This is a genomic window from Pseudomonas sp. LAIL14HWK12:I7, from assembly GCF_000483465.1.
Lineage (GTDB): Bacteria > Pseudomonadota > Gammaproteobacteria > Pseudomonadales > Pseudomonadaceae > Aquipseudomonas > Aquipseudomonas kermanshahensis.
In genome coordinates, this window is sequence record NZ_AXYZ01000013.1 from 131189 (window position 1) to 145338 (window position 14150).

A 14150-nucleotide genomic window follows, 5' to 3' on the forward strand; every position below is an offset into this window, starting at 1 on the left:
GTGTTCATGTCGCGGTACTGGTTAGGCCTGTGCGTTGCCTTTTTGCTGTCAGGGTGCGAAACCACCCACGAACAGATGCTCGACCACGGTTACCCCCCCGCCTACGCCGATGGCTTCCAGGATGGCTGCAGCAGCGGCCGGCAGGCGGCCGGGGTGATGGCCGGCGACTTCCGCAAGGACGTGCCGCGCTACCTGCACAATCGCCAGTACGAAAGCGGCTGGGACGATGGCTTTCGCCAATGCCACGCCCTGCAGAACAGCGAAGAGCAGCGTCAATACCGTGACCGCTACTGGGACCAACGCGACCGTGACTGGGAGCACGAGAAGAACCGCGATGCCGCACGGGCCTATCGCCACGACTAGGTCGCAAACTGACATCCCTTGAAACCGGCGGCCTGCCATCATGGTCTCCTGCACAAGGAGGCCACCATGAGCCGAGCGTTCGTCAACGAAGACCAAGCTGCAGCCCAGGCCGACCAACCGGTTGAGCGACGGGTGAGCGAGCAGCCCAACTACGTCACGGCCAGTGGCCTGGCGCAATTGCAGCAGCGGGTAGCCGAACTCAATACATTGCGCAGCCAGTTGCAAGCCCAGGGCGAGCGTGCCGACAAGCAGCGCCTGGCCGATGCCGAGCGCGACCTGCGCTACTTCAGCGCACGGGTGCAGAGTGCCCAGGTGGTGCCAGCCGCTACCTCGCGGGACAAGGTGCAGATCGGTAGCCGGGTAAGCTTTGTGGATGAGCAGGGCCAGGCGCATGAGGTGCAACTGGTGGGGGAAGATCAGGCCGATGCGGGCCACGGGTTGATCAACTGGGGCTCGCCGCTGGGGCGGGCGTTGCTGGGCGCGGGGCCTGGGGATGAAGTGGTGTGGCGGCGGCCGGTGGGAGATCAGATGATCGAGGTGGTCGCTATCGCGGGTGAGGCTTGAGGGCCAATCGCCGGCAAGCCGGCTCCCACCCGAACCGTGTAGCCTCCAAGGCTAGCGCCGCACCTGTGTGGAGCGATGAGGCCAGAACAAGCACCACAAGACAGTTGCTCCCACAGGTACAGCGCTGCCTTGAGGCTTGTACTTGACCTGTGGGAGCTGGCTTGCCAGCGATTGGGCCGCAAAGCGGCCCTTTACTGACTGATCAGACCACGCCCTGCGCCAGCATGGCATCAGCCACTTTCACAAAGCCGGCGATGTTCGCGCCCTTGACGTAGTTGATCGTGCCATCCGCCTCTTCACCATAGTGAACACAGGCATGGTGGATCGACTGCATGATGTTGTGCAGCTTGCTGTCCACTTCACCGGCCGTCCACAGCAGGCGCATGGCGTTCTGCGACATTTCCAGGCCCGACACGGCCACGCCACCGGCGTTGGATGCCTTGCCCGGGGCGTACAGAATGCCTGCCTCCAGGAAGATATCCACCGCCTCAAGGGTGGTCGGCATGTTGGCCCCTTCGGCGACGCAGAAGCAGCCATTGCGCAGCAGGGTGCGGGCGTCTTCGGTGTCCAGCTCGTTTTGCGTGGCGCACGGCAGGGCGATGTCGCACGGCAGGCTCCACGGGGTCTGGCCCTTGCGGAACTCAAGGCCAAATTCACCGGCCAATGTGCTGAGGCGGCCACGCTTGACGTTTTTCAGCTCCATCACGGCGTCCCACTGGGCGTCGCTGAGGCCGGCTTCGGCGTACAGGGTGCCTTCGGAATCGGACAGCGAGATAACCTTGCCGCCCAGGTCCATGACCTTGCGCGCAGCATACTGGGCCACGTTGCCGGACCCGGAAATGGCCACGCGACGGCCATCGATGCGCAGGTCACGGCGCTTGAGCATTTCTTCAGCGAAGTAAACGCAGCCGTAGCCGGTGGCTTCCGGGCGAATCAGGCTGCCGCCATAAGTCATGCCCTTACCGGTCAGCACCGAGGTGAACTGGTTGGCCAGGCGCTTGTACTGGCCGAACATGAAGCCGATTTCGCGCGCGCCCACACCGATGTCACCGGCTGGTACGTCAACGTCGGCGCCGATGTGGCGGTACAGCTCGCTCATGAACGCCTGGCAGAAGCGCATCACTTCCGCATCGCTCTTGCCCTTGGGGTCGAAGTCCGAGCCACCTTTACCGCCACCCATGGGCAGCGAGGTCAGGGAGTTCTTGAACACCTGCTCAAAGGCCAGGAACTTGAGCACGCTCAGGTTCACCGACGGGTGGAAGCGCAGGCCGCCCTTGTACGGGCCGATGGCGCTGCTCATTTGGATGCGGTAGCCGCGGTTGACCTGGACCTTGCCTTGGTCATCGACCCACGAAACACGGAACAGCACCGCGCGCTCGGGCTCGACCATGCGCTCCAGGATACCGGCCTGCAGGTAATGAGGGTTGGCTTCGAGGAACGGCCACAGGGTACGCAAGACTTCTTCCACCGCCTGGTGGAATTCAGGCTGGGCAGGATCGCGTTGCTTGAGGCGCGCGAGGAAATTGTCGACAGATTCGATCATGGTAGACATCTCACCAAGAGGGATTGGACTTATTGGTTTTTTTTCGAATGTACCAAGAAGCAATCGCACGAGAACAGGGCGTAATGTCGTTTTTTTGAAATTATTTGGTGCGTTTTATATAAATGTATACAAAACGATGAAAATATTGTTAGCAGAATCGGCCTCTTCGCGGGCAAGCCCGCTCGCACAGGGCCCTGTGCAAGACTGAGATTGCGGGTGATTCAGTGGGAGCGGGCTTCCCCCGCGAAGGGGCCAACGCCGATGCCTGCCAGGCACAAAAATGGGGCCCCTGAGGGCCCCATTCTAGTGCAGCTAAAACCGGCTTACTGGGCCAGCTTCTTGTGCCGTACACGGTGCGGCTGGGCAGCAGCATCGCCCAGGCGCTTCTTGCGGTCGGCTTCGTACTCGGTGTAGTTGCCTTCGAAGAACATCACGTTCGAGTCGTCTTCGTACGCCAGGATGTGGGTCGCCACGCGGTCCAGGAACCAACGGTCGTGGGAAATCACAATGGCGGCGCCCGGGAAGTCCAGCAGGGCTTCTTCCAGGGAACGCAGGGTTTCGACGTCGAGGTCGTTGGACGGTTCGTCGAGCAGCAGGACGTTACCGCCCTCCTTCAGGGTCAGGGCCAGGTGCAGACGGCCACGCTCACCACCGGACAGGTCCTTGACGAACTTCTGCTGGTCGCCGCCCTTGAAGTTGAAGCGGCCCACGTAGGTGCGCGACGGGATCTCGTAGTTGCCGATGCGGATCTGGTCGGAACCGTCGGAGATCTGCTGGAACACGGTCTTGGAACCGTCCAGGTCTTCGCGGCTCTGGTCGACGCAGGCCAGTTGCACGGTTTCGCCGATTTCGATGCTGCCCGAGTCCGGCTGCTCCTTGCCCATCAGCATGCGGAACAGGGTCGACTTACCGGCGCCGTTACCGCCGATCACGCCGACAATGGCGCCCTTCGGCATGGCGAACGACAGGTTGTCGATCAGCACGCGATCGCCATAGCCTTTGGAAACGTTCTTGAACTCGATGACCTTGTCACCCAGGCGCGGGCCGGCCGGGATGTAGATCTCGTTGGTCTCGCTGCGCTTCTGGAACTCTTGCGACTGCATTTCTTCAAAGCGCTGCAGACGTGCCTTGGATTTGGACTGGCGGGCCTTGGCGCCTTTGCGCACCCACTCCAGTTCCTCTTTCATGGCCTTTTCGTGGGCGCTCTGCTGCTTGGATTCCTGCGCCAGACGGTCCGACTTGGCTTCCAGCCAGCCCGAGTAGTTGCCTTCGTACGGGATGCCGGCGCCGCGGTCCAGTTCGAGGATCCAGCCGGCGACGTTGTCGAGGAAGTAACGGTCGTGGGTAATCGCTACCACGGTGCCCGGGAAGTCGTGCAGGAAGCGCTCCAGCCAGGCCACCGAGTCGGCGTCCAGGTGGTTGGTCGGTTCGTCGAGCAGCAGCATGTCGGGGGCCGACAGCAGCAGGCGGCACAGGGCCACACGGCGCTTTTCACCACCGGACAGGTGTTCGATTTTCGCGTCCCAGGCCGGCAGGCGCAGGGCGTCGGCGGCGACGTCCAGCTGGCGCTCGAGGTTGTGGCCGTCGGCAGCCTGCAGGATCGACTCGAGCTTGGCCTGTTCGGCGGCCAGCTTGTCGAAGTCGGCGTCGGGTTCGGCGTAGGCGGCGTAGACCTCGTCCAGGCGAGCCTGGGCGTCCTTGATCACGCTGACCGCTTCCTCGACCACTTCACGCACGGTCTTGGCGGGGTCGAGTTGTGGTTCCTGCGGCAGGTAGCCGACGTTGATGTCGGGCATCGGACGGGCTTCGCCGTCGAATTCCTTGTCGACGCCCGCCATGATGCGCAGCAGGGTCGATTTACCCGCGCCGTTCAGGCCGAGTACGCCGATCTTGGCGCCTGGGAAGAACGACAGGGAGATGTTCTTGAGAATTTCGCGCTTCGGCGGCACGACCTTGCTCAGCCGATGCATGGTGTAGACGTATTGAGCCAAAACCAAGCCCTCTAAATAGGTAAAGACATCGACCAACGCCCCGGCAGTGGGCCAGGGGGATGTGTTTACGGGGTGTCATTGAACAAAGTCGACCATTCTACGCCAACGCGCGGCGTTGCATAGGAGGGTCGGATGGGGGATGAACAGGGGCCGCTGTGCGGCCCATTCGCGGGCAAGCCCGCTCCCACAGGTCCGTAAGTTTGGCAATACCTGTGGGAGCGGGCTTGCCCCGCGAAGAGGCCAGAACTGACCTTGAAAAGCTCAGACGTGACGCTGCTTTACCTTGCCCCGCGGCAACCGGCAACGGTCGCCCTGCTCGGCCAGGCGCGCGGCCCAGGCAGACTTGACGCTGAACCCGCCACTGCGAGCAGGCTGCTCAACGGCCTTGGCCGGCTGCGCCGCAGGCACGCTAACGACCTTGGCCGCGACCGCGGGTGCTGCCGGTGCTGCCGGTGCTGCCACGGCTGCCGGTGCTGCTGCCGCCTTGGCGGTCTTGCGCAGTTCGGCCAGCGACGGGGCCTTGCTTTTCGAGGCGGCGGCCGCCTCCGGTTTGACCAGCGAACGCTGGCACGACTTGCAGGATACGTCCGCGGTCACGGCAGTGCTGACAAGGGTCTGACTGCTGCGCCCACAGGCGGAATCGAGGCCATTGGAGGAAAAGTGAGTAACCAAAACCGAACATCTCCGAAGCGTTGTCATTGAAGCGGGCGGCATTCTCGCACAGGTTGCAGGGGCTTGCCGAACCACAGGGCGCCACCACGACCGTCGGCAGGGCGACCATCACCGGACAAGGGGACTGGCACTTTGCCATAATCCTAGGCATGCTAGCCCGTTTAGGGTGTCCGGCCTTATAGTGCGCCACCGCGGTCTGGCAACCAGACACCGGCACCAACCGTGCATGATCAATCCCTGCCATCGCCAGCCCAATCGCAGGACCAACGCTTGACCAATCTCTCTCAACCGTCGTCGCTGCGTCCCGCACCAATGGCCCCCGTCGCTTCCCTGCGCGGGTCGATCAAGGGTGCGCTGGCCCTATTGGCCCTGATTCTGCTGGGCCTGTTGCTGTGGCAGCTGTTCGCCCAGTTCCGCCACACCCAAGCCGACCTGCGCAAGCAAAGCCTGGAGGCCACCGCGGAGCTGGCCGACCACCTCAGCCTGAACATGGCGTTGAAGGCCCAGCAGGCCGTGAATGTGGTGCAGCCCTACGTCAATGCGCCGACGCCGGCAGCCCTGCCCAGCCTGCTCGATACCCTGCGCACCCGCCTGCCCGCCCTGCGTGACCTGGCCTGGCTAGACACCAGCGGGCAGATCCGCGCCGACAGCCTGGCCGGCAGCCCTGACCGCCAATTGATTGGCGAGCTGCTGACGCTGAACCAGGGTCGCCCGTATTTCTTTGCCAACTCGGCGGACAACCGCACCATTTACCTGTTGCTGCGCCAGTCCACCGAGCAGGATCGCGGCTACTGGCTGCTGCGCCTGTCCGACGCGTATTACCGCACCCTCACCGTGCACCTGGACAGCCCAGGCCACCCCTTGTGGCTGCTGGAAAACAGCCGCAACGGCGCGGTGCTGGACCGCCACGCCATCGCGCAGACCAGCCCGGCACCGCTGCAGAGCGTGATGCTGGCGTTCATCGACAACAGCACCTGGCAACTGCGCGGCCTATTTGACGCCCAGCGGGCCCAGCAGAAGCTACTACCGGCACTGATCGGCAAGTGCCTGCTGGTGCTGTTCTGTGCCCTGCTGCCGGTGCTGGCGTTGATCAACATGCGCCGCCGCCAGCGCGCACTGCAGGAAGACCGCCGGCGCTATCAAGAAATTTTCGAAGGCACCGGTGTTGCCTTGTGCGTGCTCGACCTTTCCAGCCTGCCCGGCCAGCTCGACCGCTACCACCTGCGCAACCACGCTGCGCTCAAGCACAGCCTGGCCCTGGACCCTAACCTGCGCCGCTCGCTGTTGCAGGAGCTGAAGATCACCGAGATCAACCAGGTGGCGCGCCAGTTGCTCAACGTCGAATGCCACGAAGGTGCCTGGCAGCGCCTGATCGACGGCAGCGGCGATGGCCGCGACAGCATCGGCATGCAACTGATCGATGCACTGATCGAACAGCGCTCGCTGCTGGAATTGGAAGTGCGCCTGCCGGCGCCACTGGGCGGCGAACTGCACCTGTGGCTGATGGCCCGCCTGCCGCTGCAACGCCGCGACTACCAGGCGGTGATCCTCAGCATCAGCGACATCACCAGCCGCAAACAAGTGGAGCTGTCCCTGCTCGAACGCGAGAGTTTCTGGTCGGACGTGGTGCGTACCGTGCCCGACCAGCTCTACGTGCAGGACGTGCCGAGCCAGCGCATGATCTTCAGCAACCGCCACCTCGGCCAAACCCTGGGCTACGACCGCACCGAGCTGGCACAGATGGGCGACCGCTTCTGGGAGCTGCTGCTGCACCCCGAAGACGCCACGCACTTCCAGGCCCTGCGCCAGCATCAACGAGCTACCGGCCACAGCCAGCCGCTGCACTGCCAACTGCGCTTCCGTCACCACGACGGTGGCTGGCGCTGCTACGACATTCGCGAACAGGTGCTGACCCGCGACCACGACGGCCAGGTGATGCGCATCATCGGCGTGGGCAAGGACGTTACCGTACAGATCGAGGCCAGCCAGTCGCTGCGCGACAGCGAACAGCGCTACCGCATGCTGGCCGAAAGCATCAGCGACGTGATTTTCTCCACCGACAGCCAACTGCAGCTCAACTACGTCAGCCCCTCGGTCAAAGCGGTACTGGGTTATCAGGCTGAGTGGATTTTCGACAACGGCTGGCAATCGATCATCGCCAACCCGGCCCAGCTGACCGGCATCTACAGCCTGATGGAGCGCGTCAGCAATGCCATGGGCGACGGCGAGCAACTGGCCCAGTTGCGTGGCCAGTTGCCCACCCAACTGTTCCTGTTCGACTGCCTGCGCGCCGATGGCCGCAAGATCCCGATCGAGCTGCGCCTGGTATTGGTGTGGGACGACCAGGAACGCTTCGAAGGCGTGCTTGGGGTTGGCCGCGACATCAGCCAGCAACGCCGCGCCGAAAAAGACCTGCGCATGGCCGCCACGGTATTCGAGCACTCCACCTCGGCCATCCTCATCACCGACCCGGCCGGCTACATCGTCCAGGCCAACGAAGCGTTCAGCCGGGTCAGCGGCTATGCCGTCAGCGACGTGCTCGACCAGCTGCCTGGCATGCTCACCGTCGAGCAACAGCAGGAAGGCCACCTGCGCTACGTGGTCAAGCAGTTGCACCAGCGCGGCAGTTGGGAAGGCGAAGTGTGGCTCAAGCGCCGCGACGGCGACCACTACCCGGCCTGGGTCGGCATCACGGCAGTGCTGGACGACGAAGGCGACCTGGCCAGCTACGTGTGCTTCTTCACCGACATCAGCGAGCGCAAGGCCAGCGAACAGCGCATCCACCGCCTGGCCTACTACGACGCCCTCACCCACCTGCCCAACCGCACGCTGTTCCAGGACCGCCTGCACACGGCCCTGCAACAGGCCGAACGGCAAAAGGCGTGGGTGGTGTTGATGTTCCTCGACCTGGACCGTTTCAAGCCGATCAACGACTCCCTCGGCCATGCCGCAGGCGATCGCATGCTCAAAGACATGGCCCTGCGCCTGCTGGCCTGCGTGGATGACGACGACACCGTGGCACGCATGGGTGGCGACGAGTTCACCTTGCTGCTGCAACCGCGTGCGACCCGCGAGATGGCGTTGAACCGCGCCATCCATGTGGCCGAGAACATCCTCGCCAGCCTGGTACGGCCCTTCGTGCTGGAGAACCGCGAGTTTTTCGTCACGGCCAGTATCGGCATCGCCCTCAGCCCGCAAGATGGCAGCGAACTGAGCCAGCTGATGAAAAACGCCGACACCGCGATGTACCACGCCAAGGAGCGCGGCAAGAACAACTTCCAGTTCTACCAGGCCGAGATGAACGCCAGTGCCCTGGAGCGCCTGGAGCTGGAAAGCGACCTGCGCCATGCCATGGAGCAGAACGAGTTCATCCTCTACTACCAGCCGCAGTTCAGTGGCGATGGCAAACGCCTGACCGGCGCCGAAGCCTTGCTGCGCTGGCGCCACCCCACCCGCGGCCTGGTGCCGCCGGGCGACTTCATCCCGGTGATCGAAGAGCTGGGCCTGGTGGTGGATGTCGGCGACTGGGTACTGCGTGAGGCCAGCCGCCAGCTCAAGGCCTGGCACAAAGCCAAAGTGCGGGTGCCGAAGGTGTCGGTGAACATCTCGGCGAGGCAGTTCTCCGACGGCCAGCTGGGCACGCGCATCGCCACCATCCTGGAAGACATCGGGCTACCGCCGGCGTGCCTGGAACTGGAGCTGACCGAAAGCATCCTGATGCGCGAGGTGAATGAGGCCTTGCAGATTCTCGCCAGCCTGAAGAATCTTGGCCTGAGCATTGCGGTGGACGACTTTGGCACCGGGTACTCGTCGCTCAACTACCTCAAGCAGTTCCCCATCGACGTGCTGAAGATCGACCGCACCTTCGTCGACGGCTTGCCCGAGGGCGAGCAGGACGCGCAGATTGCCCGGGCGATCATTGCCATGGCCCACAGCCTGAACCTGGCGGTGATTGCCGAGGGCGTGGAAACCCATGAGCAGTTGGAGTTCTTGCGTGAGCATGGTTGCGACGAGGTGCAGGGCTACCTGTTCGGGCGGCCGATGCCGGCGCATCAGTTCGAGGCGCAGTTCGCCAACGAGACGCTGTTCATGTTCCAGTAGCAAACCACTGCCGTCTTTTTTGTAGGAGCAGCCTTGTGCTGCGAAGAGGCCGGCGACCGCGCCCTGAATCTTTGCTGCTGTCACCGGCCTCTTCGCAGCACAAGGCTGCTCCTACAGGCACAGCGCCGACGTTGTATTTTGCACCGCAAAAAAACGGACCTTGAAGTCAACTCCAGCCCAGGCAGGCCGCGGGATGCAACATGAAGGCCTTTGGTCCGCGACTTGACGTCACTTCATATGCCAGGCCCGAAGCAATCGGTTAGAATGCCCCCCCAATTCAGCCCGATCCTTGAGGACCGCCATGTTCAGCCGTGATTTGACCATTGCCAAGTACGACGCCGAGCTCTTCGAAGCCATGCAGCAAGAAGCTCTGCGCCAGGAAGAGCATATCGAGCTGATCGCTTCGGAAAACTACACCAGCCCGGCTGTCATGGAAGCCCAGGGTTCGGTTCTGACCAACAAGTACGCTGAAGGCTACCCAGGCAAGCGTTACTACGGTGGTTGCGAATACGTCGACGTGGTCGAGCAACTGGCCATCGACCGCGCCAAAGAGCTGTTCGGCGCCGACTACGCCAACGTCCAGCCGCACGCTGGCTCCCAGGCCAACGCCGCCGTTTACCTGGCCCTGCTATCGGCCGGTGACACCATCCTGGGCATGAGCCTGGCCCACGGTGGTCACCTGACCCACGGCGCCAGCGTCAGCTCTTCCGGCAAGCTGTACAACGCCATCCAGTACGGCATCGACGGCAACGGCCTGATCGACTACGACGAAGTCGAGCGCCTGGCTGTAGAGCACAAGCCGAAGATGATCGTTGCCGGCTTCTCGGCTTACTCGCAGGTGCTGGACTTCCCACGCTTCCGCGCCATTGCCGACAAGGTCGGTGCCTACCTGTTCGTCGACATGGCCCACGTTGCTGGCCTGGTTGCCGCTGGCGTGTACCCGAACCCTGTGCCGTTTGCCGACGTGGTCACCACCACCACCCACAAGACCCTGCGCGGTCCACGTGGCGGCCTGATCCTGGCCCGTGCCAACGCCGACATCGAGAAGAAGCTGAACTCCGCTGTCTTCCCAGGCGCCCAAGGCGGCCCGCTGGAGCACGTCATCGCGGCCAAGGCGATCTGCTTCAAAGAAGCCCTGCAGCCTGAGTTCAAGGCTTACCAGCAGCAAGTGGTGAAGAACGCCCAGGCCATGGCCAGCGTGTTCATCGAGCGTGGTTTCGACGTCGTTTCCGGCGGCACCCAAAACCACCTGTTCCTGCTGTCGCTGATCAAGCAGGAAATCTCCGGTAAGGACGCTGACGCCGCACTGGGCAAAGCCTTCATCACCGTCAACAAGAACTCGGTACCGAACGACCCACGTTCCCCGTTCGTCACCTCGGGCCTGCGTTTCGGCACCCCAGCCGTGACCACCCGTGGCTTCAAAGAAGCAGAGTGCAAGGAACTGGCCGGCTGGATCTGCGACATCCTGGCTGACCTGAACAACGAAGCGGTGATCGATGCCGTGCGTGAGAAGGTCAAGGCCATCTGCAAGAAGCTGCCGGTTTACGGCAACTGATTAGCGCCAGCCTGATGTGAAAAAGCCCGGCCTTGCGCCGGGCTTTTTTATGCTTGCCCGCTTCGCGGAACCTGTTCCAAATGGGTCCCCTGCGCAAGACACCCTAGCCTGCAGCCTCCCCTACGCCAAACCGGAGGCACCCCATGGCAGATAACAAAACACGTTCCTTTACAGCCACCCTGCAGATCGCCGAATCACCGGTGAACAGCTTGGACTGCCTGTGCACAGGGCCCGTGAGCCTGGTCACACCCAACGAAGTGCCGGGGTACGCCATTGAAGGTGCCCACGCACTCGGCATGCTCAACGGCACGGACGATGATTGGCAGCACGGTCAGGAGTTTGGGTTGATCCCGTTCGACAAAGGCGACGATCAGTGCGCGATGCTGCTGTATTTTCGCTACAGCGATGCGGGTTATCGACTGTATGTGCGCAGCGGGCCTCATTTCGGTAAAGGCATATTCACCACCGCCGAAGGCCTGGTGGCCGCTCAGGCCATCAAGGCGCAAGACCCTAGCCTGTGGACCTTGATCGATGCGCAGACCGGCGCCCCGTTCGACCTGGCACAACTTGAAGATGACCGGCGAGAAATCCAGATGATCGCCAGCAACGGCCACCCCATGGAGATCCACAACCTCTACCCAGTGGGCGGCTTTCTGGCGTGCTACGCCGCTGCCCAGCAATGCACCCTAAGCCTGTTGATCACGCAACGCGGGGTGGATTGGCTGAACACCTGATGTCGCCTGCACGGGCCTTCACGTATTACCCTGTGCCGCTTCAAAACCCGAGCGCGCACAGGACCCTGCCTTGACCAGAGAGCAACTCGAAACCCATCAAATCCCGGTCTACTTCGCAGCCGTGCTCGCAGCCCTTGCCTTCGGCCTGCTGGCCACCGACACCGCACACCACCTGCAAGCCCTGATCACCCCCGCCATTGCCGTGCTGATGTACGCGATGTTCCTGCAGATCCCCTTCCTCGACCTGCGCCAAGGCCTGGGCAACCGCCGCTTCATCAGTGCACTGCTACTGGCCAACTTCGTCCTCATCCCACTGCTGGTCTGGGCAATCACCCGCGGCTTGGTCGCGCACCCGGCCATCCTGATCGGCGCCCTGCTGGTGTTGCTAACCCCCTGCATCGACTACGTGGTGGTGTTCACCCACATCGGCAGAGGCGACTCACGCCAGACCCTCGCCGCCACGCCGCTGCTTCTGTTGGTGCAATTGGCCCTGCTGCCGGTGTACCTGGCGTTGATGCTGGGTGACGACAACGCTGTGGCAATTTCCATCGCCCCGTTCGTGGAAGCCTTTGCCCTGTTGATTGTGTTGCCGATGATGCTAGCCGTGCTGACCAGCGCCAGCGCCCGCCGCTCCCGCGTGGCATCGAAGTGGAACGACGCCTGGGCGTGGATGCCGGTGCCGGCGATGGCATGCGTGCTGGTGGTGGTGATCGGCTCGCAGATTGCCGCCGTGCTGCGCGATTTCGAGCGCTTGCTGCCCGTGATCCCGGTGTACCTCGGCTTCATGCTGCTGGCGCCGGTGATCGGCTTTGCCACCGCGCGGCTGATGCGTTTGCCAGTGGCCGAGGTGAGGTCGGTGACGTTCAGCGCTTCGACGCGCAACTCGCTGGTGGTGTTGCCGTTGGCGTTGGCGTTGCCGGAAGACCTGCGCGGGTTGGCGGCGGCAGCGGTGATTACCCAAACGCTGATGGAGTTGGTGAGCGAGTTAATTTATGTGCGCGTCGTGCCCGCATGGGTGCGAGACAGATGAGCTCATTGCGGTTCAGCAAACGCTGAACCTTTTGCTTGCACCTGGCCGAACGTATGCTGATAGAATGCGATGAATTCTCATTAACATCTATCGTATCCCGTGCAGTCCACCTCATCGGCAAATCATCACCCGCATCAGGCCATCGATCAGCTCTACAGCCACCACCACGGCTGGCTGCAGACCTGGCTGCGCAAGCGCTTGGGCAGTGCCGCCGATGCTGCGGACCTGGCCCAGGATACCTTCGTGCGGCTGCTCAGCAGCGCAACCGGCGAGGCGCTGAACTACACGGCCCCGCGCGCCTATCTGGCCACAATCGCCAATCGCCTGGCCCTCAATTTCTATCGCCGCCGCTCGCTGGAGCACGCCTACTTGGCCGCGCTGGCGGAAACGCCGGAAGCGCTGGCACCGTCGCTGGAACATCAGGCGCTGGTGCTCGAAGCCCTCGATGAAATCGACCAGGTACTCGCCCTCCTGCCCGCTCAAAGCCGACAGGCGTTTCTGATGGCGCAGTTGGAAGGCTATACCCAAGAAGAGATCGCCAGCCGGCTCAAGCTCAGCGTCCGTACCGTGCAACGCCACCTGGCGCGGGCGTTTGAAGAATGCATCGTGCTCGCCAGTACGCACGATGAGTAATGCACCCATCGACCGGCGCATTGCCCGCGAAGCCGCCAGCTGGTTCGTGCGCTTGCAGAGCAGCAGCGCCGGCGCCGCCGAACATGCCGCCGGCGCCGAGTGGCGGGCGCGGCACGCTGACCATGAACGCGCCTGGCAACTGGCCGAGCGCTTCAGCAGCCGTGCCCAGCAACTTAGCGGGGACCCCACCCGCGCGGCGCTGGAGCGCCCGCGCAGCCTGGAGCGCAGGCAGGCACTCAAGACCCTTGCATTGCTGATTGCCACCGCCCCGCTTGGCCTCGCAGCCTACCGCGGGCTGCCGTGGCGCGAGTGGCAGGCGGACGTGCGCACGGCCACCGGGGAGCAGCGCAGCGTGCCCTTGCCGGATGGCGGGCAACTACGCCTGAACACCGGCAGCGCGGTCGATATCGCCTACGACGACAGCGTTCGCCGCGTGCGCCTGATCGCCGGTGAGATGCTGGTCGAAGTACCCCGTGAGCCTGCCAGGCGCCCGTTTATCGTCGATACCGCCGAAGCGCACATCAGCCCGCTCGGCAGCCGCTTGCTGGTGCGTCAGTACCCAGGCAGCACATTCCTCGCCGCGCTGGAGGGCGCTGTCGAAGTGCGCCCGCGCCTGGCACGGGGTGACGACGGCCTGGTGCGCCTGGCGGCCGGCCAGCAAACCCAGGTCAGCCTCCAGGCTGTGCAGCCCCCCATGCCGCTGGCCGAGCAGCGCCTCGACTGGCTCAACCATGTGCTGCGGGTCGAAAAGACGCGCCTGGATGACTTCATCAGCGAGCTGGGGCGCTATCGGCCTGGCTTGCTGCGTTGCGACCCCGCCGTGGCCCGGCTGCTGATCTCCGGCACCTTCCAACTGCGCGACACCGATCAGATTCTGCGCGCCTTGAGCCAGACGCTGCCGGTGGACATCCACTTCCGCACGCCCTACTGGGTCACCGTCACGGCGCGCGCGAATACGTAACAA

Annotated in this window: 11 protein-coding genes; 8 read left to right on the forward strand and 3 right to left on the reverse strand. The window is 63.5% G+C overall.

From position 1 onward, the window contains the following. The first annotated feature begins 6 nt into the window (after positions 1 to 6). Together D886_RS0114005 and D886_RS0114010 are read left to right on the forward strand one after the other, a co-directional pair. Positions 7 to 363: a hypothetical protein gene (locus tag D886_RS0114005; RefSeq protein WP_027594528.1), complete on the forward strand. Its 357-nt coding sequence runs from the start codon at positions 7 to 9 to the stop codon at positions 361 to 363. Between the two features lie 66 nt (positions 364 to 429). Continuing rightward, entirely contained in the window at positions 430 to 927 is a 498-nt protein-coding gene (locus tag D886_RS0114010; protein WP_027594529.1) for a GreA/GreB family elongation factor, read from the forward strand. A gap of 202 nt (positions 928 to 1129) precedes the next feature. Here D886_RS0114010 and gdhA read toward each other — a convergent pair whose 3' ends face one another. The 3 genes from gdhA to D886_RS0114025 form a co-directional block, all read right to left on the reverse strand. Next, entirely contained in the window at positions 1130 to 2470 is a 1341-nt protein-coding gene (gdhA, locus tag D886_RS0114015; RefSeq protein WP_027594530.1) for an NADP-specific glutamate dehydrogenase, read from the reverse strand. A gap of 323 nt (positions 2471 to 2793) precedes the next feature. Then, complete coding sequence (gene ettA, locus D886_RS0114020) at positions 2794 to 4461, reverse strand: energy-dependent translational throttle protein EttA (RefSeq protein WP_027594531.1); 1668 nt, start codon at positions 4459 to 4461, stop codon at positions 2794 to 2796. Positions 4462 to 4722: 261 nt separating this feature from the next. Beyond that, positions 4723 to 5133 carry a hypothetical protein gene (locus D886_RS0114025; RefSeq protein WP_027594532.1) on the reverse strand — a complete coding sequence of 137 codons (411 nt, stop codon included), beginning with the start codon at positions 5131 to 5133 and terminating at the stop codon, positions 4723 to 4725. 270 nt (positions 5134 to 5403) lie between these two features. Between D886_RS0114025 and D886_RS0114030 the strand changes: the two genes are divergently transcribed. From D886_RS0114030 to D886_RS0114055, 6 genes are all read left to right on the forward strand, one after another. Beyond that, complete coding sequence (locus D886_RS0114030) at positions 5404 to 9234, forward strand: bifunctional diguanylate cyclase/phosphodiesterase (protein ID WP_027594533.1); 3831 nt, start codon at positions 5404 to 5406, stop codon at positions 9232 to 9234. Between the two features lie 301 nt (positions 9235 to 9535). Further along, positions 9536 to 10789 (forward strand): serine hydroxymethyltransferase, encoded by a 1254-nt coding sequence (gene glyA / locus D886_RS0114035; RefSeq protein ID WP_027594534.1) that lies wholly within the window; start codon positions 9536 to 9538, stop codon positions 10787 to 10789. 143 nt (positions 10790 to 10932) lie between these two features. After that, entirely contained in the window at positions 10933 to 11523 is a 591-nt protein-coding gene (locus D886_RS0114040; protein ID WP_027594535.1) for a hypothetical protein, read from the forward strand. Between the two features lie 70 nt (positions 11524 to 11593). Beyond that, positions 11594 to 12553 (forward strand): arsenic resistance protein, encoded by a 960-nt coding sequence (locus D886_RS0114045; protein ID WP_027594536.1) that lies wholly within the window; start codon positions 11594 to 11596, stop codon positions 12551 to 12553. Positions 12554 to 12652: 99 nt separating this feature from the next. Next, a complete protein-coding gene (locus tag D886_RS0114050; protein ID WP_027594537.1) occupies positions 12653 to 13186 on the forward strand; it encodes a sigma-70 family RNA polymerase sigma factor in 534 nt (177 codons plus the stop codon). Then, positions 13179 to 14147, forward strand: a complete 969-nt coding sequence (locus tag D886_RS0114055; RefSeq protein WP_027594538.1) for a FecR domain-containing protein — start codon at positions 13179 to 13181, stop codon at positions 14145 to 14147. Before D886_RS0114050 ends, D886_RS0114055 begins: the two co-directional genes overlap by 8 nt. The last annotated feature ends 3 nt before the right edge of the window (positions 14148 to 14150 follow it).